Genomic DNA, 24,441 nt, shown 5'->3' on the forward strand with positions numbered 1-24,441 from the left:
GGCGGGCGTCAGCCGATCAGGGCGTGCGTCCGTCGCAGCCGGTCGAGCCACCAGGCGGTGCGTTCCGGCGACGCGGTGAAGTGGTCGAGGAGGTCGACGTCGACCTCCACGCGTCGCACCGCGATGCCACCGTCCACCGGGTCCAGCGCGCTGGTGGTCACATCGCCGCCGAGCAGCGCGGTCGTCCCGAGCCCGCAGTCGTAGTCGAGTTCGGGCAGTGCTGCTGCAAGGTGGGCTCCCATCGAGATCCCGACCGAGGTGTCGAGCGCGCTGGACACCACGATCGGCAGTCCTGCCTCCCCGGCGATGCGCAGTGCCGCGTGGACGCCGCCGAGTGGCTGCGCCTTGACGACCAGCAGGTCGGCGGCTCCGGCACGAGCGACGGCCAAGGGGTCCTCCGCCTTCCGGACGCTCTCGTCGGCCGCGATGGGGACGTCCAGGGAGGAGACGCGCTCACGGATCTCGGCGAGCTCGGCGACGGTCGCGCACGGCTGTTCGACGTACTCGAGGTCGAACGGTTCGAGGGCACGGATCGCGTGCTCGGCCTCGTCGACGTTCCAGTTCGTGTTGGCGTCCACTCGCAGCCGGCCCTCCGGTCCGATGGCCTTCCGGACGGCGGCGACGCGGGCGACGTCGTCGGCGAGGACCTGGCCGCGTTCGGCCACCTTCACCTTCGCGGTCCGGCAACCGGGGAAGCGGGACAGGATCGCCGCGACGTCGTCCGCGCCGACGGCGGGGACGGTGGCGTTGACGCGGATGCGGTCCCGGTTGAGCGGCGGGGACGCCGACCAGCCGAAGTCGATGGCGGCTCGAAGCCAGGCGGTGGCCTCGTCGTCGTCGTACTCGACGAAGGGGGAGAACTCCGTCCATCCCTCCGGCCCGCGGAACAGGACGGCTTCGCGGGTGTCGATGCCGCGGAAGCGGACGCGCAGCGGGATCGAGACCACGCGGGCTGTGGCGAGGACATCGTCGATGGTGGCGAGCATGCCCCTATCCTGCACCCTCCGATGCGCGGCCCCTCGGGGAGCCGGTGGACGGTCGTGACACAATCGGACGCGTGCCGCTGTTCTCCCGACGCAAGCCGACGCCCGGTGGTGGCCGTGGTGTGCCCGCGGACGAGCCGGGGACGTTCAGCGTGCCGGAGCCGATCTTCGAATCCGTCGCCGAGTCCGAGCCCGTCGAGCTGCCCGACGGCCCGGTCGAGGCCGCCGCCGAGGCGTCCGGGCCACGCGACCCGAACGCCCCGCCGGTCCCCGGGGGATCGCCGACCGCGCCGCTGACGAGCCCGCCCGCCGTCGAGCCGGGATCCGCGTCCGAACCGACGGCGGAGGATCTCGAGGCGGCGACCGCCCGCTTCCGCCGCCCGGGTTCGCGCGGACGGCAGAAACGAGCGAGCCCATCGGCTCGCCGCGCTCGAAGGGCCGCGCGATCGGACGCTGCCCGGTCGAAGGCCGCGCGCCCGAAGACGCCCGTCGTGGTCTCGGACGCCGTCGATCCCGAATCGGAGGCTCCGGCCCGCCGTGACGCGGCCGCGCCGGGCGCGAGCACATCCCAGCCGGCGCGGCCGGGCGGCTCGGCCTTCTCCCCAGCGATGTTGCTCCTGGCGGTCGTCGCCGTGACCCTCCTCGCCGCCCTGCTCGCCGTCGTGTACCGACCGGGCGAGGGCGCCTGGGCGGTCGTCACGGCGCTCGTCGTCGTCGGGCTCGTCCAGCTCGTGCTGGTGGTCGCGAGCATCGTCGTGATCCGACGGAGGGCACGCCGCGCGGGCGTCGTGGCGCTCGTGCTGCTCCTCGTCGTCAACCCGGTCACGGCGATGACCGTCGGCGGCCTCGTGTTCGACCGGTCGGGCGGCCAGTCCGCTGCCGGCGGCGCGCGCGAGGAGGACCACGACCCCATCTGGGACACCTATCCCGGCTCCGCCTACGTGGACGCCAAGGAGACCCTTGACGGACCGAGCTACGAGGCGTTCGTCGACCGCTCCGAGACGGTCCTCTCCGACATCCGGACCGCCCTCACCGCCGAGTTCGGCTTCGAGTGGGTGGAGCGACAGCCGGCCGAGAGTGAGCTCGACCACAACGGCTACGGCGGCGACTCGATGCTCTACGAGTACACGGCACCGGTGTGGCAGACGACCACGACCGTCCGCACCTTCGACGAGAAGTCGCGGGTCGTCGAGATCATCCGCGGGGTCCTGTTGCGCTCGGGCATCGCGAACCTGGACCTGCAGAACGCGCCGTCGTCGTGGCGCGAACCCGGCGAACTCACGGAGCAGTACGGCGGCGAGACGCTCGACACCCAGGCGCTCTGGGACCTCCACACCTACGGCGCCATCACGAGCGCGGGGAGCTTCGGCGCGAGCATCGTCGACCTCACCCTCGACCGCGCGGGGACCGTCGCGAAGGACCGCCAGTTCGACGTCACCGCGGGCATGGCGCTGGAGGGCATCGAGTTGCACCTCGACTCCTACGCGCTCCTCAAGGAGGCCGACCGTGCGGACTACCTCGCGGCCCTCGAACCCTACGCGGACCTCGACAAGCCGAAGTAGTGCCTAGGCTGGACGCATGAGCGATCGTGTGTCCGAACTGTTCGACCCGGAGATCTGGGACGTCGTGCCGGGGTTCGAGGACCTCACCGATCTGACGTACCACGTCGCGCGCGAGGGCGGCTTCGTCCGCATCGCCTTCGACCGTCCCGAGGTGCGCAACGCCTTCCGCCCGCACACCGTCGACGAGTTGTACCGCGCGCTCGACCACGCGCGGCAGAGCCCGACGGTCGGGGTCGTGCTGCTCACCGGCAACGGGCCGAGCGCGAAGGACGGCGGCTGGGCGTTCTGCTCGGGCGGCGACCAGCGCATCCGCGGTCGCGACGGCTACCGCTACGCGAGCGACGACGCCGCCGACGACGAGACGGCGAGCGGGATCGACGCCGCACGCAACGGCCGACTCCACATCCTCGAGGTGCAGCGACTCATCCGGTTCATGCCGAAGGTCGTCATCAACCTCGTGCCCGGCTGGTCGGCGGGAGGCGGACACTCGCTCGGCGTCGTGTGCGACCTGTCGATCGCGAGTCGTGAGCACGCACGCTTCAAGCAGACCGACGCCGACGTCGGCTCCTTCGACGCCGGATACGGCAGTGCCTACTTCGCCCGCCAGGTCGGACAGAAGTTCGCCCGCGAGGTGTTCTTCCTCGCGCAGGAGTACGACGCGGAGCGCGCGCTGCAGGCCGGCGCGATCAACGCCGTGGTCCCGCACGCCGAGCTCGAGCAGACGGGTGTCGCCTGGGCGCGGACCATCCTCGGCAAGTCGCCGACAGCGATCCGCATGCTGAAGTTCGCGTTCAACGCCGTCGACGACGGCCTCGTGGGCCAGCAGGTCTTCGCCGGGGAGGCCACCCGGCTCGCCTACGGCACCGATGAGGCGGTGGAGGGTCGGGACGCGTTCCTGGAGAAGCGCAGCCCCGACTGGGCGCCCTTCCCCTGGCAGTTCTGAGGCGGTCGTGCGGCGCGGCACCCGGCGTACGCTGAGGGGATGACCCGTCCGCTGCATCCCGTCGAGGCGACCGCGTCGGCGATCTCCTCGGCGCTCGAGGCGGCGCTCGACGGATCCGGACCGGCAGTCCTGCCGGTGCAGACCGGGGTCGTCGCGCCGCCGCCCACCGCCGCGCCGGTCTCGGTCGACGACCGGGTCGCGCTCGTCATCGAGACCTCGGGCTCGACCGGTGTCCCGAAGCGGGTGGCGCTCACGGCGGACGCCCTGCTGGCGAGCGCGAACGGCTCCGCGACGGTGCTCGGCGGGACCGACGCCGATGGACGGTCCTCCCAGTGGATCCTCGCGCTGCCGGTGCACTACATCGCGGGCGTGAACGTGCTGCTCCGGTCCATCGTCGCCGGAACCACGCCGATCGAGCTGCCGGCCGGATCGTTCGACCCCCACGTGTTCTCGCGACACGTCGAGGCGATCTCAGCCGACGCCGGCTTCGCCGCGCTCGTCCCGGCACAGCTGCGGCTCCTCGTCGAGGCGGCGGAGCAGAGCGCCTCGATGCGCGACACCCTCCGTGGCCTCGCCGGGCTCCTCGTCGGCGGCCAGGCCACTCCGCGACCGCTGCTCGAGCGGTCGGCGTCGCTCGGCCTGCGCGTCGTGCGGAGCTACGGCTCCAGCGAGACCGCCGGCGGCTGCCTCTACGACGGGGTGCCGTTCCCCGGCGTCGAGGCGCGCCTGTCGAACGGCGAACTCCTCCTCGCCGGGCCGGTGCTCGCAGAGGGATACCTCGACGAGCCCGGCCGCACGGCCGCCGCGTTCCCACACGAGGGCGGGCGCCGGTGGTACCGCACCGGGGACACGGCCGAACTGGCGGACGGCGTCGTGCGGGTGACCGGTCGCGCGGACAACGTCATCATCAGCGGCGGCGTCAACATCTCCCTCGACCGCGTGCAGGCGGCCGTGCGGTCGTTGCCCGGCCTCGCTGAGGCGGTCGTCGTCGGCATCCCCGACGAGCGGTTCGGTCAGGCCTCGGTGATCGTCGCCGAGCGCGACCCCGCTGTCGAGGGGCGGGCGGACGACGCGCTCCTCGAGACGGCCAGGAGCACGGTGGCCGAGGCGCTCGGACGCCCGGCGCGCCCCGCGCGGCTCGTGCGCGTGGACGAGCTGCCGCTCCTGGCGAGCGGCAAACCTGACCTGGTCTCGCTCCGCACACAGCTCGACTGAGAGCGCTCCCCTGATCGCTCCCCGCCGCGCCGTGGCGACGGTTTGCGAGTGGTTCTCGCATACGGCAAGCTCTCCCATGCGCGTCGACGAGCGGCCGCAGCCGGGGGACGACGACAGGTGACATCGACGAGCGACACGGGCGCCACGCCCACCAGACCGACGGCGGCGTTTCGCGTCGACATCCAGGGCATGCGGGCCCTCGCGGTGACCGCCGTAGTGCTCGCACACGCGACCGGATGGCCGGCCGGTGGGTTCATCGGTGTCGACGTCTTCTTCGTGATCTCCGGGTTCCTGATCACCGGCCTGCTGCTCCGTGAGCACGAGCGGTCCGGGCGCATCTCGCTGCCGGCCTTCTTCGGTCGGCGCATCAAACGGATCCTGCCGGCAGCGCTCGTGGTCCTCGCCGCGACCGCCGCCCTGGCGTCGTGGCTGTTCAACACGCCCCGGGCGATGTCGACCTGGTGGGACGCGGTGTCGGCCGCCCTGCTCGTGTCCAACTGGCGGTTCGAGGCGTCGGGGACCGACTACTTCCACGCCACGGACGCGGCGTCACCGCTGCAGCACTTCTGGTCGCTCTCCATCGAGGAGCAGTTCTACCTCGTCTGGCCGCTGCTCCTCCTCATCCTCCTGGCCTTCGCGGCCAAGGGCGCCCGGCCGGAGCTCCGCTCGCGCCTCGTCGTCGGGATCGTCCTCGTCCTGATCGTCTCGGCGTCGTTCGCCTTCGCCGTCTGGCAGTCCGCGGCGGCACCGCAGGCCGCCTACTTCGCGACCGGTGCCCGCGTCTGGGAGCTCGCGGCGGGCGCGCTCCTGGCGGTCTGCGCCCCGCTGCTCGCGCGCATCCCGATGGCGGTCCGCGTCATCGCCGGGTGGGCCGGGCTCGCGGGCGTCGTCGCGTCCGCCTTGCTGATCACCGGGTCGATCGGCTTCCCCGGGCCCTGGGCGCTCGCCCCCGTCGCGTCGGCGCTGCTGCTGATCGCCGCCGGGACCGGAGCCGGGCCGGCCTACTCCCGATGGATGTTCCCCCTCGCCAACCCGCTGAGCCGCGGTCTCGGGGCCATCTCGTACTCCGTCTACCTCTGGCACCTGCCGATCCTCGTGTTCGTCCCGATGCTCGTGCCCGGCACCGCCCTGAGCACGGTCCCCGGGATGCTCGCGCTCATCGGCTGCATCTCTGTCCTGTCCTTCCTGCTCGTGGAGCAGCCCTTGCATCGGATGCCGCTCGTCGGCACGTTCCGTGGCGACGCCGAGCGGCGAGCGGCCGCCTGGACCGCGTGGCGGGACCGGTTCGGTCAGCAGTTCCTGTACTCGGCCGTCGGTCTGGTGATCGTCGCCGGACTGGCCGTCATCGTGCTCGGGCCCGCACTGCGCATGCCGGTCGCCGCCGGAGGGCCGGCGGCCGTGGCTGCACCGGTGGGGGATCCGTTGCAGAGCATCGCGGGGGAGCTGCAGCTCGCGACCGAGGCGACGAGCTGGCCGGACGACCTGTCACCGAGCCTCGACGACGCGATCAGCGCGACCTCGAGCACGAATCCGGCGCGGGCGTGCTTCGACATCGGCGCGACGCCCGACGCGGGGTCCTGCACCTGGGGCGACGCCGGTGCCCCGAAGCACGTGTACCTCGTCGGTGACTCGACGGCGCTCGCCTACGCGCCGGCGTTCCGAGCCATCGCGGACCAGAGCGGTGGAGCGTTGCGGATCACCACGATGGGGTTGTACGGGTGCCGGTTCACGCAGGACCTCGTCCAGAACAGCGGCGCAGGCGTCATGGACGACTGCCCGACCCGGAAGCACGACATCGCCGAGCGCATCGCCGCGGACCAGCCCGACCTCGTGATCGTCTCGAACGCGTTCACCGACGGCCGCTCGACCGACGGACGCGCCTTGGACGCGGCGGCGATGGTCGCGTCGACGCTCGCCGAGACGGCCGCGTACCAGGTCCCCGGTCGGGTCGTGCTCCTCGCCCCACCGCCGCTCGGTGCCGAGCTCGGATCCTGCTACTCACGGGTCTCGAGTCCGCAGGACTGCGCGGTGGGTGTCGACGCCGCGTGGACCGACTTCGCGACCGCCTCGGAATCGGCCGCGGCGGCAGCGGGGGAGCGGTTCATCTCGTCGTTGCCCTTCAGCTGCGTCGACGGTGTGTGCCCGGCCTTCGCGGGGACGACGCCGACGAAGTACGACCGGGTGCACCTGACTCCGGCCTTCGCCGAGCACATCGCTCCGGCCGTCCTCCAGACGCTCCAGGCGGCCGGCGCGCTGTGACGAGATCCGCCGGAGGGCTCCGCGGGTAGACTCGCCGTCGTGGCACATGGAGCACGGCCGGCAGCGCCGAAACAGCAGAAGACGTCCGCACAGCGCCCGACCGCGGGACGCGGGGCGAACGGTGGACGATCCGGCAATCCGGCACGTGGTGGCGGGCGCAAGGTCCCGCTCGCGAAGCCGGCGACGTTCCGCGACTGGGTCGGAGCCGCGCGGATCCGCACGCTTCCGATGGCGGTCGCACCCGTCCTCATCGGTACCGGCGCCGCGTCGATCATCGCCGGCCCCGGTGTCTACCACCCGGTCCGCGCACTGCTCTGCCTCGTCGTCGCCCTCGCGCTGCAGATCGGCGTCAACTACGCCAACGACTACTCCGACGGGGTCCGCGGGACGGACGACCAGCGGGTCGGCCCGAGCCGCCTGACCGGTTCCGGCGCGGCGAAGCCCAAGGCCGTCCTCGCCGTCGCGCTCGTGTTCTTCGGCATCGCCGCGGTGGCCGGCATCGTCCTCACGATCCTCACCCAGTTCTGGTGGCTGCTGCTCGTCGGAGCCGTCGCGATCGTCGCCGCCTGGTTCTACACCGGAGGCAAGCGCCCCTACGGGTACTTCGCGCTGGGCGAGGTGTTCGTGTTCGTCTTCTTCGGCCTCGTCGCCACGCTCGGCACGACGTTCGTGCAGGTCGGTCGGCTCAACCAGGAGGCGTGGTTCGGCGCGATCGGAGCCGGCCTCATCGCCTGCGCGGCGCTCGTCGTCAACAACCTCCGCGACCTCGAGCAGGACAGGGCGGTCGGCAAGCGCACGCTGTCCACCTTCATCGGGCGCATCGCCTCGAAGGTGCTCTACTGCGTCCTGTTGCTCGTGCCGTTCGTCATCGCCGGCTTCCTCGCGCTGTTCTACCCGGTCGCGTGGCTCGCGATGTTCGGCCTGCTCGCCGCGCTCCCGGCCTGCGTCATCGTGCTGTTCTCGACGACCGCGAAGGAGCAGATCCTCGCGCTCAAGCTGACGGGACTCGTGCAGCTCGTGTTCGGCGTCGTGCTCGGCCTGGCGTTCTTCTACACGCCCGGCATCGCCGCCTGACGCTAGCGTCCCTGCCGCTCCTCAGGCGTCGACGCCGCGGGTCCGTCCGCGCTCGTTGCCTCGTCGGTGCGAGGGGTGCGTACGGTGTCCGCGTCGAGCGCCGCGTCCTCGGCGTCCTCGTCGTCGTGCGGCACCGGCTTGTCGCCGTGTCGGCGGGCGAAGAGCTCCTGCGCCACGGTCTCGCGCGGGGTGCGCAGGAAGATGTAGGAGACGCAGAGTCCGATGATCGCGGCGATGATCGCGGCGATCCAGGGCTGCAGGCCCGTGAGGAAGACGAGGAGCAGGAGCGGCACCGCGAACGCCAGCAGGCGGAGGACGGTGTACCGGACGGCGGCGGGAACGCGATTCACCAGTCAAGTCTAGGCGTCGTCCCTGAAGGCAACCCCAGGCAATCACGTCACCTGGCGTTTACGATGGAGACATGGTTCGTCTCTGGATCGGCCTCGCCGTCGCGGCAGTCGTCTTCATCGTGTATTCGGTGGTGGACTGCGCAACGATGCCCCGAGACCGCGTCCGGGGCATCTCCAAGCCGTCGTGGATCATCGCCATCCTCCTGCTGCCGGTCATCGGCGGTCTGCTCTGGTGGATCATCGGCCGGGTCCGCGCACCGAAGGCGGCGCCACGCGGCTCCGCGCCCGATGACGACCCCGACTTCCTCAAGCAGCTCGACGCCGAACGGAACCAGGCGAAGCGCATCCGCGATCTCGAGGACGAGCTGAAGCGCTTCGACGACGAGCCCGGTGGCAGCGGGAGTGGCTCCCACGACGACCCGGCACCCGAATCAGACACCCCTGACGACGGCCCCGGTCGGAAACCGCCCGGCGCACCGAGCGCCTCGTGACCCCGCCCGCAGCACCCGAGCCCGCAGGCTCGGCCCCTTCGGCGAGCCCCGCGAGCGCATCCGCATCGGCGCTCCTCGGGGCGTTCGTGGCGGCCGGCGTCTCCGACATCGTCGTGTGTCCGGGATCGCGCTCCCAGGCGCTCGCGCTCGCGGCGGCGGAACTCGCGGCCGCGGGACGGGTCGCCCTGCACGTGCGGATCGACGAACGGGTCGCCGGGTTCCTCGCACTGGGACTGGGCGTCGAGACCGGCCGGCCGGCCGTCGTGATCACCACCTCCGGGACCGCGACCGCGAACCTGCACCCCGCCGTCCTCGAGGCGCACCAGTCGCGTGTGCCGCTGATCGTCCTCACCGCCGACCGGCCGACCGAGGCCCACGGGGTCCGCGCGAACCAGACGACCCGGCAGGACGACCTCTACGGTTCCGCGACACGCCTCGCGGTGGTCGCCGAGGCCCCGACGGGTGCCGAGGGTGAGCAGCGGGCGGCGCGCGGGCTTGCGCGCGAGGCCTACGACGCGGCGACCGGCATCCTCGACCCCGGTCCGGTCCACCTCGATCTCGCCTACCGCGAGCCGTTGTCCGGTGCCTTCGACCCGGAGCTGGACGACGAGGCCGATGCGACGGTCGCGCAGCGCGTCACGGCGGACGAGCATCCGCTCTACCCGGGACGTCCCCGGCTCGTGCTGGAGCGTGGACCGAGGACCCTGGTGGTCGCCGGCCACGACGCCGGCCCGGCGGCCGAGCAGCTGGCCGCCGACGGTGGTTGGCCGCTCATCGCCGAGGTCTCGAGCGGGGCCAGGTTCGGACGCCAGGTCATCGCCGCCTACCGCGAGCTGCTCCGGGTGGACGAGTACCGTGAGGCGGTCGAACGGGTCGTCGTGTTCGGCCACCCGACCCTCAGCCGTGAGGTCCCGCTCCTGCTCCAGCAGGACCGGGTGGAGACGATCATCGTCGCCCCCGCCGGAGCCGAGGTCTACAACCCCGGTCGACGCGCCGACCACATCGTCTCCTCCGTCTCCGTGGAGCCGGGGCCGACCGACCGCGCCTGGCTCGGAGCCTGGGTCGTCGGATCCCGAGAGCGGGTCGTCGACCCGTCGCCGGCGGCACCCGATCTCGCTGGCCTGCACTCGACCACGCCGTCCGAGCGCCTCGCCTCGGTGCGGGCCGAGCTCGAGGCCGTCCGTCTCCCGGTCACCCGCGAGGTCCTCGTCGACGCCGTCTGGCGCGCGACCTGGCCGCACGACCGCCTCGTCGTCGGTGCGTCGCGACTCATCAGGGTCGCGGACGGGCTGGTCCCTGGACGCAAGATCAGTGTCCACGCCAATCGTGGCCTCGCCGGGATCGACGGCACCATCGCCACCGCCACCGGGATCGCGCTCGCGAGCCAGGCCGACGGCGGACCCGGTGTCACGCGCGTGCTCCTCGGTGACCTCGCGTTCCTCCACGACGTCGGAGCGTTGTTGCTCGAGGACGGCATCGCGCCGCGCCTGCAGGTGATCGTCGGGAACGACGGCGGCGGCACCATCTTCGACGGGCTCGAAGTCGCGCGCAGTGCGCCGAGTGAGCTGTTCGACCGGGTGCAGTACACCCCACAGCAGGTCCGCCTGGAGTCGATCGCGACCGCCTACGGCTGGGAGTATCGCCAGGCGACGACCCGGGCGGAGCTCGACCAGGCGTTCACCGCGCCGGTGACCGGACCCGTCCTCATCGAGGTGCCGCTGCCACGAGCCTGACCGCTCGGTCGAGGGTCGACTTCCGGGCCGGGATCCGGCCACAATGGGCGGATGAGCGCATCGAAGCACGCATCGACCTGGACGGCACCCCCTCGAGACACGCTCCGCGTGGGGGAGGGCTTCCGGCTCGCCGACGTCGACCCCGCGTCGACACCCGGGTTCGACGGCGACAAACAGCAGGGGGTGCACGAGCTGGCCGCAGGGGTGCCCGAGCTGTCCGAGCTGCAGGAGCGACTCTTCGCGGCGAGCACGCAGGGCGCACCGGATTCGGTGCTGCTCGTCCTGCAGGCGATGGACACGGCGGGCAAGGGCGGCATCGTCAAGCACGTCGTCGGGTCCGTCGATCCGCAGGGGGTGCACCATCACGCCTTCAAGAAGCCGACGGAGGAGGAGCGCGCCCACGATTTCCTCTGGCGGATCGAGTCCCAGGTCCCGATGCCCGGACAGATCGGTGTCTTCGACCGCTCGCACTACGAGGACGTCCTCATCGGCCGGGTGCGGCAGCTGGCGGAGCCGGCGGAGATCGAGCGCCGCTACGGAGCGATCAACGACTTCGAGGCGAGGCTCGTCGCTGGCGGGACGCGCATCGTGAAGGTCATGCTGCAGATCAGCTCCGACGAGCAGCGGGCCCGTCTCGCCGAACGTCTCGAGCGCCCGGACAAGCACTGGAAGTACAACCCGGGCGACGTGGACGAGCGTGAGCTCTGGCCGGCCTACCAGGAGGCGTACCAGACGGTCTTCGAGCGGACGAGCACCGACGTCGCCCCATGGTTCGTCGTGCCGGCGGACCGCAAGTGGTACGCCCGCATCGCCGTGCAGCGGCTGCTCCTCGACGCCCTCGAGGACATCGACCCGCAGTGGCCGGAGGCCGACTACGACATCGCCGTCGAACAGGCGCGACTCGCGGCGAGCTGACGCACGCTGCTCCGGGTTCGGCGCGGCGTCGGCTCAGGCGCGGTCTCGACTCAGGCGAAGGCCTCGACGATCGGGCGGAACTTCATCTTCGTCTCCAGGAGCTCCGACGTCGGGTCGGAGTCGGCGACGATGCCGCAGCCCGCGTAGGCCGTGATGTCGCCGTCCGGCGCGATCTGCGCGCAGCGCAGGGCGACCGCCCACTCGCCGTCACCCGAGGCGTCGACCCAGCCGACCGGTCCGGCGTACCGGCCTCGGTCGAACGGTTCCAGCTCGCGGATGAGCGCGACCGCGTCGCGGGTCGGCGTGCCGGCGACGGCGGCCGTCGGGTGGAGGCCGTCCATGAGGTCGAGCGAGGAGGAGCCGTCGGACAGCCGGCCCTCGATGTCCGTCGCGAGATGCCAGAGGTTCGGCAGCTTCAGGGTGAACGGCGCCTCGCCGCTCCGCAGCTCCGGGCTGTGCTCCCGGAGGGCGGACAGCACCGAGCGCACGGCGAAGCGGTGTTCGTCCTGGTCCTTCCGGCTCGTCGCGAGCGCCAGTGCCTGATCGCGGTCGGCGTCGGCGTCGAGTCCACGCGAGATCGTTCCGGCGAGGACCCGGGCCGAGACGGCCCCACGGTCCACCCGGACGAGCGTCTCCGGGCTGGAACCGATGAACCCGTCGACCGCGTAGGTCCAGCAGTCGGGGTACCCGAGCGCGAGGTCGTGGAGGACCCGGCGGCGGTCGGCCTCCGCGGGGAGGTGCCCGGTGAGGTCGCGTGCCAGCACCACCTTGCTCAGCTCGCCGGCCTGGATGCGGGTGATCGCCTGCTCCGCCGCGCTGACGTAGCCGTCGCGTGACTGCTCACCGGGGACCAGCTGGATGCGGTACTCGGGCCCGTACCCGGTGGACTGGGGTTCGATGTCGTCGATGTCCCCGCTCAGCCGGACGCGGGTGATGAAGCTGGCGTCCGCGTACCGGCCGATGATGGTGCGTGGCACGATCAGGACGCTCGTCGCGGAGGACTCGTCGTCGAACGCGAAGGTCCCGAACGCGACGAGGCCGGTGCCGGGTCGTCGCACCTCGTCGGTGACGTCCGCCGAGGCGCACACCTCCCGCCATGCGGCTGCGGCGCTCGCGAAGCGGTCGGGGCCCGAGAACTCGAGTCGCAGCGCCTCGCCGAGTCCGACCAGGCCGTGTCCCTTCCGTACCCAGAGCAGCGGGGACGTCTGGTCGGCGAAGGGGAGGAGCTGGCGCGGGTCGTCGATGGCGACGGTCTGGGCGACCAGTGACGAGGTCAGGGGAATGGTCACCGTTCAACCCTACGCCTGTGGGCGGGCCGTCCCTCCCCGTCGCCGACGCCCGCGCGACCCCACCCGGTCGGTCCGATCGGAGCCCGTGGTCAGCCGACCGCCGGCGCGAGCGCTTGCAGCCCGGTCACCCCGAGGAGGGCGAGTTTCTCGGCGTCCTGACTGCCCGGGGCCGCCGTGTAGACGACGATGCGCAGGTCCGCGCCCGGGGTGGACAGGACGTCGCAGTCGACCGTGATGGGGCCGACCGCGGTGCGGGTGACCGTCTTGCGGCTCGCCCGATGCTCCGCGACCCTGGCTTCCGACCAGCGTCGTTCGAACTCGGGCGAGACCGACCGCAGTCGCGCGACGAGGCGGCCGAGTTCATCGTCGTGGGGGTACCGACCCACCGCGGCGCGGAGGTCCGCTGCCAGGTCGCTCGCGAACTCCTCCTCGTGCTGCTCGTCGAAGTCCGTTCCCTCGTGCCCGGACGTGAAGTACCGCCACACGAGGTTGCGGTCCGGGACGCTGAGCGCGGAGGGGTCGCCGTTCACCGCGGCCCAGAGCGGGTTCCAGAGGAGGATGTCGTGGGCTGCGGAGAACACCGCCAGCGGGACGTCGGACAGGCGGTCGACGATGCGCTGGACACCGGGGCCGATGTGCCGTGGGACGACGCCCGCCACCGGTGGTGCGGCCCCGGCGACCCGGTAGAGGTGGTCGCGTTCCTGATCCGTCAACCGGAGCGCGACGGCCAGCGCTCGCAGCAGCTGCGGCGACGGGTTCCTGGCGCGTCCCTGTTCGAGCCGCACGATGTAGTCCACGCTGATCCCCGCCAGTGCGGCGAGCTCCTCACGCCGGAGGCCCGCGGTGCGTCGCCCCGGACCGGCCGGGAGCCCCACCTCGGCGGGGGAGACGCGCTCGCGCCAGGCCCGGAGTACGCCCGCGAATTCATCCATCCCGCCATTGTGCCCCTGGTGGCGTCCCACATCGTGGTACTGCCGGTCCTCCTGTCGACGGGGACCTGGTGGGTGGGCGACCGCGGGCCCAGCATGGATGCATGACCACCACACTGATCACCGGGGCCAACAAGAGCCTCGGTCTCGAGACCGCCCGCCGACTCCTCGAAGCCGGCCACACTGTCTACGCCGGCATGCGCGACGTGAGCCGGGGTGACGCGGTCGCCGCCCTCGGAGCCCGTCCCGTCCAGCTCGACGTCACCGATCAGGCGAGCGTCGACACGGCGTTCGCCTCCCTTCCGGAGCTCGACGTCCTCGTGAACAACGCCGGTGTCCTCGGCACCTCCTTCGGCGTCGACGACCTCACACCGGCGTCGATGGAGGAGGTGCTCGACACCAACGTCGTCGGCATCGTCCGGGTCACCCAGGCCGCACTGCCCCTCCTGCGCCGATCGTCACGACCCGTCATCGTCAACGTCGCGTCCGGCGTCGGGTGGCCGCGCTTCCTCGCGACCGAGGGCGCCGACGAGTACGGGGTCCCCACCATCCCGTACGCCGCATCGAAGGCGGCCGTCATCGCACTCACCGTGCAGTACGCGAAGAACCTGCCGACGTTCCGGGTGAACGTCAGCGACCCCGGATACACGGCGACCGACTTCAACGGCCACGGCGGTCACCAGACGGTCACCGAGGGGACGGACGCCACGGTGTCGCTCGCGCTCCTCGGTCCGGACGGACCCACCGGCGAATTCCACAGCCGGCACGGACGCATCGCGTACTGAGCGCGTCCCTGGGAGCCGCACCGGAACGGCCGGCTCCCAGGGCGGCGGACGTAGGATGGACGGGTGAACCGCGCCGACCTCTCCAAGCAGCCCGAGCAGGTCTCGGCCATGTTCGACGACGTCTCGACGAAGTACGACCGCATGAACGCGGTCCTCTCCGTCGGGAACGACGCCCTGTGGCGGATCGCCACCACCCGCGCCGTCGGGCCGGCGGCCGGGGAGCGCATCCTCGACCTCGCCGCGGGCACCGGCACCTCCTCGGCGGCCCTCGCACGCAACGGTGCCCAGGTCGTCGCCGCCGACTTCTCGCCCGGCATGATCGCCGTCGGGCGCGAGAAGTACGCGGACCGCTCCGACATCCAGTTCGTGGAAGCCGACGCCACCGCCCTGCCGTTCGCGGACGAGGAGTTCGACGCCACGACGATCTCCTTCGGCCTGCGCAACGTCGTCCGACCGAAGGACGCGCTCGCCGAGATGCTCCGCGTCACGAAGCCCGGCGGCCGGATCGTCATCTGCGAGTTCTCGACGCCGACGTTCGCCCCGATGCGGGCCGCGTACAACCTCTACCTCGAGAAGGTCATGCCGATCGTCGCCGGTGTCGCCTCGTCCAACGCCGAGGCCTACACCTACCTCAACGACTCGATCCGCGCCTGGCCGACCCAGCCGGAGCTCGCAGCCTGGCTGCGCGAGGCGGGCTACGAGCACGTCGCCTACCGCAACCTCACCGGCGGGATCGTCGCCCTGCACCGTGGGCTGAAGCCCGCCTGATCGTCCGATCGGCCCGCGGGTTCCCGCGCCCGGGCCGACGAAGCGGTACCGATCCCGGCGTCAGGTAGGCGTCTGGGCGACGGATTCCGTCGTCCCCGCCCGAACGGGAGCATTGACACACGGGTGCGCCCGGCCCTACCGTTCCGTCATGACAGCACAGGACACGGACCGCGCTTCGCAGTCGGGACCGCCCACCGGCGGTAAGGGACTCGCCACCGGCACGCTCGGGCTGTTCGGCTCGGTGATCATCGGTCTGGCCTCGACCGCTCCGGTCTACTCGCTCGTCGCGACGCTCGGGTTCGTCGTCCTCGCCGTCGGCGCCCAAGCGCCGATCGCCTTCATCGTGGCCTTCATCCCGATGCTGTTCATCGCCTTCGCCTACCGCGAGCTGAACCGCGACGTGCCGGACTGCGGCACCACCTTCACCTGGGCGACGAAGGCCTTCAACCCCGTCACCGGATGGATCGGCGGGTGGGGCGTGGCACTCGCCGGCATCGTCGTGCTCGCCAACCTCGCGCAGATCGCCGGACAGTACCTGTGGCTGCTCATCGGTGACGGCTCGCTCGCCTCGAACGTGCCGCTCGTGACGGCGACCGGTGTCGTCTTCATCGCGCTCATGACCTGGGTGTCGTACCGCGGGATCGAGCTCGGCGAGCGGATCCAGAACATCCTGCTGGCCGTGCAGTACCTCGCGCTCGTCCTGTTCGCCGTGTTCGCCTTCGTCGGGGTCGCGAACGGGACGGCGCCCGACGCGACGCCGATCTCCCTCGACTGGTTCAACCCGTTCGCCTTCACCGACTACCACGGCTTCATCGAGGCGGTCCTGCTCGCCCTGTTCATCTACTGGGGCTGGGACACCTGCCTCGCCCTCAATGAGGAGACGAAGGACCCGCAGAAGATCCCCGGTCGCGCCGCCCTCATCTCCACCGTGGTCCTCCTGGTCACCTACGTCACCGTCACGGTGGCCGCCATGGCGTACGCCGGCCTGGGCGACACCGGCACGGGCCTCGGCAACGAGGACAACGCAAACGACATCTTCCTCGCCCTCAAGGACCTGGTCCTCGGGCCGTGGGCGTGGGTGCTCGTCGTCGCCGTGCTGATCTCCGCGGTGTCCTCGACGCAGACGACGATCCTCCCCACCGCGCGCGGGACCCTCTCGATGGCGGCGTACAGCGCGCTGCCGAAGCGGTTCTCGACCGTGCACCCCACGTTCAAGACGCCGTCGTTCTCGACGCTCGTGATGGGGATCGTGGCGATCGTCTACTACGTCGGCATGACGTTCGTCAGCGAGAACATCCTCGCGGACTCGATCCTCTCGCTCGGGCTCGCGATCGCGTTCTACTACGGCATCACCGGCTATGCCTGCGTCTGGTACTTCCGGAAGGTGCTGTTCCGCTCGGCGCAGGACTTCTTCTTCAAGGGCCTCTTCCCGCTCCTCGGCGCGCTGATGCTCACCTACGCCTTCGTGCAGAGCTGCATCGACATGTTCGACGTCGACTACGGCTACACCGTGCTGTTCGGTGTGGGCGGCACGTTCGTGATCGGCGTCGGGTCGCTCGCCTTCGGCTTCGTGCTCATGCTGCTCTGGTACACGCGGAAGGCCTCCCGTCCGTTCTTCCGTGGCGAGAGCCTCAACCGCGACACCGAGGTGCTCGTGCCGGATGAGCCGATCGAGTACGGCCGTTCCGTCGACGGCGGCCTCACCTGACCCCTGGTCCCTGAGCCTGTCGACGGGCGCATCACCCGGTCTCGTTCAGCCACGCCGGGCATACTGGTGGCATGTTGGACTCCCTGCCAGGCGGCCCGTGGATCTGGGGCATCGCGATCGTCGGTCTCGTGCTGGTCGTCATCCTGCTGAACGCGAAGCGGGCGAAGTCGGCGTTCGCCAAGCCGTACGAGCGGTACGACACGACCGAGATCCCGCCGGACACCCCGGGCACACGCGAGTACATCGTGCGCGACGACGCGACCGGGGCCCGGCTCCAGTTCGTGGCGTCCGGCCCCTCCGCGAGGATCGCCCTGGTCGTCGTGCCGCCCAAGCACCTCGGCACGGGCGTCGAGGCAGGGCTCTTCCGTGCCGCGCTGCCGGCGGCGCCAGGGGTCGACGCCTGGACGTGGCCGCCCCTCAACACCGACGGGTACACGATGCTCCTGGACCTCGCGCACGAGTTCCCGCACCTGGCGTTCTACGACGCCGAGGGCGTCCGGCTCCGGTGATCTCGGGGCTGTGGTCCGACCACAGCTGTCAATCGGCTGTCCGCGGCCGTGCATTCGAGCGCTCCGGCACCGGTGGCGGGCTGCCCCGGCTAGGCTAGAGCTGTGAATCCCAGCGCGACCCGACGTGTCAGCAGCCTGGCCAGCCAGGCCGGGCTTGCCGAACGCATGTTCGCGACCGGAGCGGACCGCAAGCTCGCCCGGACGATCGACGACGGCGTCGCCCGCCTCGAGATCGGGCTGGAGGAGCAGCTGGGCTTCACCGACGACCTCGTCGACGTGACGGCCCGCTATCTGCTCGAGGCCGGCGGCAAGCGGGTGCGCCCCCTGTTGACCATGCTCATCGCGCAACTCGGCGACGGCATCACCGAGGACGTCCTGCAGGCGGCCGAGGCGATCGAGATCACGCACCTCGGCTCGCTGTACCACGACGACGTCATGGACGACGCCGACAAGCGCCGCGGCGTGCCCAGCGCGCACCAGGTGTTCGGGAACAACACGGCCATCCTCACCGGCGACCTCCTGTTCGCCCGGGCCAGCCAGATCATGGCCGACCTCGGCGAACGCGCGATCCGGATCCAGGCAGCCACCTTCGAGCGCCTGGTCCTCGGGCAGCTGCACGAGACCACCGGACCCCGCGAGGGGCAGGACGAGGTCGAGCACTACATCCAGGTGCTCGCCGACAAGACCGGCTCGCTCATCGCCGCCGCCGCCCGCAGCGGTGTCGTGTTCTCCAACGCACCGGCCGAATTCGAGAACGCGGTCGTGGAGTTCGGCGAGAAGGTGGGTATCGCGTTCCAGCTCATCGACGACGTCATCGACCTCTCGCCGCAGCCGGAGGAGACGGGCAAGGTGCCCGGTACCGACCTCCGGGCCGGTGTCGTGACCCTCCCGATGCTCTACCTCCGTCGAGAAGCCGCCACCGACCCCGAGGCGGCCGCGCTCGTCGCACGACTCGACGCCGAGGTCGCCGAGACGGACCACGACCCGGTCCGCTTCGCCGCCCTCGTCGCCACGCTGCGCGACCACGCCGTCACCGCCCGCACGTTCGCCGAGGCGCAGCAGTGGGCCAACGAGGCGATCGCAGCACTCGCACCGCTGCCCGACGGCTCGGTGAAGAAGGCACTCGTGCACTTCGCGAAGGCGATCGTCGACCGCAGGAGCTGACACCGCCGCCGCTCCGGCACGACCGGGGTGGCACGGTGTCCGCGACGCGAACGCATCACGGCCGGAGTGCTCCTCCGGCCGGACCCGGAACCCCGCACGGGGACACGAAAGGAACCACCGTGACCAAGCTCAGGCTGGCCATCGTCGGCGCAGGACCCGCAGGCATCTACGCGGCGGACATCCTCCTCAAGGCGGAACGGAAGTTCGACGTCTCCATCGACCTCTTCGAGCAGCTCCCGGCTCCGTACGGACTCGTCCGCTACGGCGTCGCGCCGGACCACCCGCGGATCAAGGGCATCGTCAACGCCCTCCGCGACGTCCTCGACCGCGGCGACATCCGCATCTTCGGCAACGTGCGGTTCGGGGTCGACATCACACTCGACGACCTCAAGCACCACTACAACGCGGTCATCTTCTCCACCGGAGCCGTCGAGGACGCCCCGCTCGACATTCCGGGGATCGACCTCGACGGGTCCTACGGTGCAGCTGAGTTCGTGAGCTGGTTCGACGGTCACCCGGACGTTCCGCGCACCTGGCCGCTCGAGGCACAGTCGATCGCCGTCATCGGCAACGGCAACGTCGCACTCGACGTCGCCCGCATGCTCGCGAAGCACCCGGAGGACCTCCTGCCGACGGAGATCCCGGCGAACGTCCACGAGGGTCTGCAGCAGTCGCCCGTGACCGACGTGCACGTCTTCGGCCGTCGCGGACCCGCGCAGGTGAAGTTCACGCCGCTCGAGTTGCGAGAACTCGGCGAGCTCAACGACGTCGACATGATCCTCCACGACGAGGACTTCGACTACGACGACGCGTCGAAGGCGGCCGTGGCGAGCAACAAGCAGGTCATGGTCATCGACCGCGTCCTGCAGCAGTGGCGCACCCGCGAGGTCGGGCAGGCGTCCCGTCGCCTGCACCTGCACTTCTACGCGAAGCCGCTCGAACTCGTCGACGACGGCGCCGGCAAGGTCGCGGCGTTCCGGTACGAGCGCACGCGTCCGGACGGACAGGGCGGGGTCGAGGGCACGGGCGAGGTCCGCGAGCTCCCGATCCAGGCGCTCTACCGCGCGGTGGGGTACTTCGGCAGCCCGCTGCCCGGTGTGCCCTTCGACGCGCGACACGGCGTCATCCCCAACCACGAGGGCAAGGTGCTCCACCCCGAGAGCAACGAGCGCGTCCCCGGGGTCTACGCCACCGGGTGGATCAAGCGCGGGCCGGTCGGTCTCATCGGCCACACGAAGTCGGACGCCATGGAGACCGTCGCCCACGTCATCAACGACCAGGCCGACTGGTGGTCGCCGGCCGAGCCCGAGGAGGAGGCCGTCGTCGCCCTGCTCGAGTCGCGCGGGGTGGCCTACACGGACCTCGAGGGCTGGCACCTGCTCGATCAGCACGAGATCGCCCTCGGCGAGCCGCAGGGTCGGGCGCGCGTCAAGGTGGTCCCGCGCGAGGAGATGGTCGCCATCTCCCGTGCGCAGGATCCCGAGGGCGGCGTGCCGACCGTCTGATCGCTCGTCGAGCGTGACGCAGCCCGATCGATCGGGCTGCGTCAACCCGGTCGCCCGGACCATCGTCCGAAGTGTGTCGGTCACTATGCTGGACGAATGACCGACCCCAACGCGCCCCAGAACGTCCCGTCGGACCAGCCGACGTCCGTCCCGCCGTCCGATCCGCCGGCATTCGTCGCCGACGGCCAGCAGCAGTCGCAGCAGCAGCCGCGGTACGGCGAGATGCACCCGGACCCCGTGCAGCAGCAGTGGAACCAGACCGGCCAGCAGACGCCGGCGCCGCAGCAGGCGGGGCAGTGGAGCCAGCCGCAGTCCGGCGACCAGGGTGGCCAGTGGGGTCAGCCGCAGCAGGGCCAGTACGGCCAGCCGAACGACCCGTCCGCCGCGACGCAGCACACCGGCCAGTACGGACAGGAGACCGGCCAGTACGGTCAGGACGCCGGCCAGTACGGTCAGTCCCAGACCGGTCAGTACGGCCAGCCGCAGCACACCGGCCAGTACGGCGCGCCCCAGGCGCCCTACGGTCAGTCGCAGAACGGCCAGTACGGTCAGCCGCAGCAGCAGTACGCGCAGGCTCAGCCGAAGGCGCCGAACCCCCGGGCGCGCGAGACCCGTCTCGCGCTCATCTCGGTGGGCATCGCGGGCGGTATCGCTGCAGCCGTCGCCCTCGTGGGCCTCATCGGCTCCTTCTTCAGCATCTCGGAGTACTTCCCCGTCGGTGACGTCCTCCTGAGCTTCGGCGCCAACCTGGTGAACATCGCCCTGTGGGGTGCCGGCGCAGCGCTCATCCTGATCCTCGTCCGCCCCCTGACGCGGGTCCGCACGGCGCGAGACCTCGTGCAGTCGGTCGGTATCGCCGCCGCGGTCGGCACCGGTGTCATGATGCTCATCGTGCTGATCGTCACGATCGTGCGCGGCGTGGTCGAGCAGTACGGGACCGCGACGTTCATCGTCAACCAGGGCTTCCTGTCGCCGCTCCTGTACGGTGTGACGCTCGCCGGCTTCCTGACGATCGGTGCGCTGCTCGCAACGCGTTTCGTCGCACCCGAGGGGCTCGCCGATGCTCCGCGAGGTCAGCACGACCAGCACCAGCAGGGCCAGCACCACCAGCAGCAGCACGGCCAGCCGGAGCACGGTCAGCACCAGCAGGGTCAGCACCAGCAGGCGCCGCAGCAGCCGTACGGGCAGCAGCCGCAGGGCCCGCAGCAGCACAACCCCTACCAGCAGTAGTCGACGACCGGATGGTCCGCGCGGAAGCCGGACCATCCGGGGGTCGATCGCTCGCGCACGGTAGCGTGGCGACATGGCGGGATCTCGAGGCTGGACGGACGACATCCTCGGCGAGGGGTTCCAGCAGCGCACGCTGACGCTCGAACCGGATGACGAGGGCGACGTCGTTGCGACGCTCGTCCGCTACCGGATGCCGCCGCTCGAACAGCTGGGCGAGTTCCTGCTCCCCGACGTCGCCGACGGGATCGACGTCCTGTACGTCCACGGCTGGTCGGACTACTTCTTCCAACGGCACCTCGCCCGCTTCTGGGCGAGACTCGGCGCACGGTTCTACGCGCTCGACCTGCGGAAGTACGGACGAAGCCTCCGGCCGCGCCAGACGCCCGGGTACGTGGACGATCTCCGTACCTACGACGAGGACATCGAGGCCGCCCTCACCGTCATGGGGCACGGTGCCGCGGACCACGCCGCGGGTCGGCGGACCCGTCGCCGACTCGTCCTCCTCGGGCATTCGACGGGTGGCCTCACCCTGAGCCTGTGGACGGCGCGGAACCAGGACCGGGTCGCCGGGCTCGTCCGCAACAGTCCCTGGCTGGAGTTCCAGGCGAGACAGCTCGGTCGGCTCGCCATCGCTCCGCTCATCCAGGCCGGTTCCCGGATCGATCCGCGGGCCCAGCTCCCCGTCGTCGACCTCGGGTTCTACACCCGGTCCGTGTCGAGCACGATGGACGGCGCGTGGGACTACGACCTCGCGTGGCGGCCGCTCCACGGGTTCCCGCTGCACCCCGGTTGGCTGAACGCCATCCTCACCGGGCATCGTCTCGTCGACGCGGGTCTGCACCTGCGCGTCCCGGCGCTCACCCTGCTGTCGGCGCGGAGCGTCCTGCTCCCACGGTGGAACGACGCGATGCTGAGGAGCGACACGGCGTTGGACGTCGATGCGGTCGCCGAACGCGCGCTCGACCTCGGTGAGACCGTCACGATCGTCCGCCTCGACGGAGCGCTCCACGACGTCTTCCTCTCGGAGGAGCCGGTCAGGGAGCGCGCGTTCGACCAGATCGTCGCGTGGGGCCGTGGGTATCTCGCGGCGCCCGTCACGCGTCAGCGCTGAGTCGGAGGGTGGCGGCGTCGCGGGCCGGCCGGGCGCCGCGGATCGGGGCGACCGAAGGCGAGCCACTCGGCATAACTGTGGTCCTGGCCGATCGAACACCAGCAAGGGACGCCGACCTGCTGATCGTCGCTCGATGTCCGGAAGACTTCGAGATGCGATCCGTCCGAGGGTCTCGAATGATCCACGTGTGCTCCAACGACCGGGCCCCGCGGTGTACGGGGCGGCTATCGTCCGACCGGAGGCCGGACGGAGCGCGCCGTGCGCTCCACTGGAGAGAGTGGATCAGTCGTCGGTCGTGACGCGGTCACGCCGAAGTGCCGCGCCCGATCGACTCAGCGGTAACTCAGCGGTAGTTGACGAACTGGAGGTCGATGTCGAGGTCGGCGCCCTTGAGCAGCGCCATCGTGGCCTGGAGGTCGTCGCGGCTCTTCGACGAGACGCGCAGTTCGTCGCCCTGGATCTGCGACTTGACCGACTTCGGGCCCTCGTCGCGGATGAGCTTGTTGGCCTTCTTGGCGATCTCCTGGCTGATGCCCTCCTTGAGGGTCGCCTCGATCCGGTACTCCTTGCCGCTGGCGAAGGGGTCGCCGACCTCGAGGCTCTTCAGGGAGATGCCGCGCTTGATGAGCTTCGACTCGAACACGTCGAGGATCGCCTTCACGCGCTCCTCGGTGTTCGCCTTCATGAGGATCTTCTCGCCGCTCCAGGCGATCGACGCACCGACGTTCTTGAAGTCGTAGCGCTGCTCGACCTCCTTGTGTGCCTGATTGAGGGCGTTGTCCGCCTCCATCTTGTCGACCTTGCTCACGACGTCAAACGAGGAATCTGCCATGTGGACCATGGTACCGCCGGTGTCGGTCAGGCGGGTGTGGTTGGCTGGGGGAGATGCACAGCCCAGAGACGCAGGACCGGCCGACGGCCGCCAGACGACGGCGGTCCCTCGCAGGTGCCTCGATCCTCCTGGGGGCCATCCTGCTGAGCGGGTGCGCACCGGAACCGGAACCCGTGCCGTACGCCAAACCTGTCGAGGTGCCGCCGAAGAGCGACGCCCCCGACGGTGGCGTGGCGAACGTGGATCTCGCCGACGAGGGGTGGGTGGCAGAGGTGTCGTCGTCGAGCGGCATCCCGGAACGCGCCCTCCGGTCCTACGCGGGCGCCGCCATCCGCAAAGCGGAGCTGACGCCGGAGTGCGGCATCGGGTGGACGACGATCGCCGCGGTGGGGTTCGCCGAGAGCGACCACGGCCGCCACGACGGTTCGAAGCTCGGCGAGGACGGCGTCGTGACGCCACCGATCTTCGGCGTCCCCCTGCAGGGTGGCGAGACGGAGGAGATCACGGACACTGACCAGGGCGTCATCGACGGCGACCCGGTCCACGATCGGGCGGTCGGGCCGTTCCAGTTCATCCCGGAGTCATGGGAGAACTGGGGGACCGACGCGAGCGGTGACGGGGTCCTCGACCCGCAGAACCTCGACGACGCGGCGATGGCGGCTGCGAACTACCTCTGCCGGGCGAGCGACTACGACATGCGGACGGAGGCGGGATGGCTGAGCGGGATCCGGGCCTACAACTCGTCCCCCGAGTACCTTCGACGGGTCGCCGCCGCCGCGAACGAGTACGCCGAAGCGGTGTCGTCAGCGGAGAAGTGAGCGGCCTGACGACGGGTCCTCATCCTGATTTCGCGTCCGGCCATCTGGCGGCTATATTGGTCAAGCGCTTTCGGTTGGCTGTTCGAAAGTCGGTCGGGCGCGCTTGGCGAGTTACCCTAGCGGCCAAAGGGATCTGACTGTAAATCAGACGGCTCAGCCTTCGGGGGTTCGAATCCCTCACTCGCCACTGAACGATTGCCTCACCCCTACGGGTGGGGCAATGTTCGTTTCTGGGACTGGTGCCTGTGGGTGCCGCCAGGAGGGTCGT

22 protein-coding genes and 1 tRNA gene are annotated in these 24,441 nt (G+C 70.9%); 18 read left to right on the top strand and 5 right to left on the bottom strand.

What is annotated here, in order from left to right; translation table 11 throughout:
- Positions 1 to 8: 8 nt before the first annotated feature.
- On the bottom strand, positions 9 to 986 hold the full coding sequence (locus ASF68_RS16950; protein WP_056013931.1) for an o-succinylbenzoate synthase: 978 nt from the start codon (positions 984 to 986) through the stop codon (positions 9 to 11).
- Between the two features lie 71 nt (positions 987 to 1,057).
- Here ASF68_RS16950 and ASF68_RS16955 point away from each other — a divergent pair, with 71 nt between their 5' ends.
- Genes ASF68_RS16955 through ASF68_RS16975 form a run of 5 tightly spaced genes read left to right on the top strand, consistent with a single transcriptional unit; the run spans position 1,058 to position 8,036 of the window.
- Positions 1,058 to 2,545 (top strand): hypothetical protein, encoded by a 1,488-nt coding sequence (locus ASF68_RS16955; protein ID WP_056013934.1) that lies wholly within the window; start codon positions 1,058 to 1,060, stop codon positions 2,543 to 2,545.
- Between the two features lie 16 nt (positions 2,546 to 2,561).
- Complete coding sequence (locus tag ASF68_RS16960; RefSeq protein WP_056013937.1) at positions 2,562 to 3,488, top strand: 1,4-dihydroxy-2-naphthoyl-CoA synthase; 927 nt, start codon at positions 2,562 to 2,564, stop codon at positions 3,486 to 3,488.
- Between the two features lie 39 nt (positions 3,489 to 3,527).
- Positions 3,528 to 4,703 carry an AMP-binding protein gene (locus tag ASF68_RS16965; RefSeq protein WP_082498781.1) on the top strand — a complete coding sequence of 392 codons (1,176 nt, stop codon included), beginning with the start codon at positions 3,528 to 3,530 and terminating at the stop codon, positions 4,701 to 4,703.
- 48 nt (positions 4,704 to 4,751) lie between these two features.
- Positions 4,752 to 6,962: an acyltransferase family protein gene (locus ASF68_RS16970; protein ID WP_235526865.1), complete on the top strand. Its 2,211-nt coding sequence runs from the start codon at positions 4,752 to 4,754 to the stop codon at positions 6,960 to 6,962.
- A gap of 39 nt (positions 6,963 to 7,001) precedes the next feature.
- A complete protein-coding gene (locus tag ASF68_RS16975; protein WP_056013943.1) occupies positions 7,002 to 8,036 on the top strand; it encodes a 1,4-dihydroxy-2-naphthoate polyprenyltransferase in 1,035 nt (344 codons plus the stop codon).
- A 2-nt stretch (positions 8,037 to 8,038) separates the two neighbouring features.
- Here ASF68_RS16975 and ASF68_RS16980 read toward each other — a convergent pair whose 3' ends face one another.
- On the bottom strand, positions 8,039 to 8,386 hold the full coding sequence (locus ASF68_RS16980) for a DUF4229 domain-containing protein (protein ID WP_056013946.1): 348 nt from the start codon (positions 8,384 to 8,386) through the stop codon (positions 8,039 to 8,041).
- Positions 8,387 to 8,457: 71 nt separating this feature from the next.
- Between ASF68_RS16980 and ASF68_RS16985 the strand changes: the two genes are divergently transcribed.
- The 3 genes from ASF68_RS16985 to ASF68_RS16995 are packed head-to-tail and all read left to right on the top strand — an operon-like array spanning position 8,458 to position 11,525.
- Positions 8,458 to 8,877 carry a PLD nuclease N-terminal domain-containing protein gene (locus tag ASF68_RS16985; protein ID WP_082455611.1) on the top strand — a complete coding sequence of 140 codons (420 nt, stop codon included), beginning with the start codon at positions 8,458 to 8,460 and terminating at the stop codon, positions 8,875 to 8,877.
- Entirely contained in the window at positions 8,874 to 10,610 is a 1,737-nt protein-coding gene (menD, locus tag ASF68_RS16990) for a 2-succinyl-5-enolpyruvyl-6-hydroxy-3-cyclohexene-1-carboxylic-acid synthase (protein ID WP_056013948.1), read from the top strand. The genes ASF68_RS16985 and menD overlap by 4 nt, the downstream gene beginning before the upstream one ends.
- Positions 10,611 to 10,661: 51 nt before the next feature.
- A complete protein-coding gene (locus tag ASF68_RS16995) occupies positions 10,662 to 11,525 on the top strand; it encodes a polyphosphate kinase 2 family protein (RefSeq protein ID WP_056013953.1) in 864 nt (287 codons plus the stop codon).
- A gap of 50 nt (positions 11,526 to 11,575) precedes the next feature.
- Here the strand turns inward: ASF68_RS16995 and ASF68_RS17000 are convergent, their stop codons facing one another.
- Complete coding sequence (locus ASF68_RS17000) at positions 11,576 to 12,814, bottom strand: isochorismate synthase MenF (protein ID WP_056013955.1); 1,239 nt, start codon at positions 12,812 to 12,814, stop codon at positions 11,576 to 11,578.
- Positions 12,815 to 12,903: 89 nt separating this feature from the next.
- A complete protein-coding gene (locus tag ASF68_RS17005) occupies positions 12,904 to 13,746 on the bottom strand; it encodes a helix-turn-helix domain-containing protein (protein ID WP_056013957.1) in 843 nt (280 codons plus the stop codon).
- 101 nt (positions 13,747 to 13,847) lie between these two features.
- Here ASF68_RS17005 and ASF68_RS17010 point away from each other — a divergent pair, with 101 nt between their 5' ends.
- From ASF68_RS17010 to ASF68_RS17045, 8 genes are all read left to right on the top strand, one after another.
- On the top strand, positions 13,848 to 14,528 hold the full coding sequence (locus ASF68_RS17010) for an SDR family NAD(P)-dependent oxidoreductase (RefSeq protein WP_056013960.1): 681 nt from the start codon (positions 13,848 to 13,850) through the stop codon (positions 14,526 to 14,528).
- A 108-nt stretch (positions 14,529 to 14,636) separates the two neighbouring features.
- Positions 14,637 to 15,296, top strand: coding sequence for a bifunctional demethylmenaquinone methyltransferase/2-methoxy-6-polyprenyl-1,4-benzoquinol methylase UbiE (ubiE, locus tag ASF68_RS17015; protein ID WP_235522525.1), 660 nt, complete (start codon positions 14,637 to 14,639; stop codon positions 15,294 to 15,296).
- Positions 15,297 to 15,444: 148 nt separating this feature from the next.
- The gene (locus ASF68_RS17020) at positions 15,445 to 17,004 is read left to right on the top strand and encodes an APC family permease (protein ID WP_056013965.1); all 1,560 of its coding nucleotides are present in this window, start codon (positions 15,445 to 15,447) and stop codon (positions 17,002 to 17,004) included.
- Between the two features lie 71 nt (positions 17,005 to 17,075).
- Positions 17,076 to 17,513, top strand: coding sequence for a hypothetical protein (locus tag ASF68_RS17025; RefSeq protein ID WP_056013968.1), 438 nt, complete (start codon positions 17,076 to 17,078; stop codon positions 17,511 to 17,513).
- Positions 17,514 to 17,615: 102 nt separating this feature from the next.
- Positions 17,616 to 18,677: a polyprenyl synthetase family protein gene (locus tag ASF68_RS17030; protein ID WP_056013971.1), complete on the top strand. Its 1,062-nt coding sequence runs from the start codon at positions 17,616 to 17,618 to the stop codon at positions 18,675 to 18,677.
- 119 nt (positions 18,678 to 18,796) lie between these two features.
- On the top strand, positions 18,797 to 20,182 hold the full coding sequence (locus ASF68_RS17035; RefSeq protein ID WP_056013974.1) for an FAD-dependent oxidoreductase: 1,386 nt from the start codon (positions 18,797 to 18,799) through the stop codon (positions 20,180 to 20,182).
- A 96-nt stretch (positions 20,183 to 20,278) separates the two neighbouring features.
- Complete coding sequence (locus ASF68_RS17040) at positions 20,279 to 21,412, top strand: hypothetical protein (RefSeq protein WP_056013977.1); 1,134 nt, start codon at positions 20,279 to 20,281, stop codon at positions 21,410 to 21,412.
- Positions 21,413 to 21,485: 73 nt separating this feature from the next.
- Positions 21,486 to 22,523, top strand: a complete 1,038-nt coding sequence (locus tag ASF68_RS17045; RefSeq protein WP_056013980.1) for an alpha/beta hydrolase — start codon at positions 21,486 to 21,488, stop codon at positions 22,521 to 22,523.
- Between the two features lie 343 nt (positions 22,524 to 22,866).
- Here ASF68_RS17045 and ASF68_RS17050 read toward each other — a convergent pair whose 3' ends face one another.
- On the bottom strand, positions 22,867 to 23,355 hold the full coding sequence (locus ASF68_RS17050) for a YajQ family cyclic di-GMP-binding protein (protein ID WP_056014685.1): 489 nt from the start codon (positions 23,353 to 23,355) through the stop codon (positions 22,867 to 22,869).
- A gap of 53 nt (positions 23,356 to 23,408) precedes the next feature.
- Here ASF68_RS17050 and ASF68_RS17055 point away from each other — a divergent pair, with 53 nt between their 5' ends.
- Entirely contained in the window at positions 23,409 to 24,173 is a 765-nt protein-coding gene (locus tag ASF68_RS17055; protein ID WP_056013983.1) for a lytic transglycosylase domain-containing protein, read from the top strand.
- 105 nt (positions 24,174 to 24,278) lie between these two features.
- Positions 24,279 to 24,360, top strand: a tRNA-Tyr gene (locus ASF68_RS17060).
- Positions 24,361 to 24,441: the final 81 nt, after the last annotated feature.

The sequence above is a fragment of the Plantibacter sp. Leaf314 genome (assembly GCF_001423185.1).
Taxonomy (GTDB): domain Bacteria; phylum Actinomycetota; class Actinomycetes; order Actinomycetales; family Microbacteriaceae; genus Plantibacter.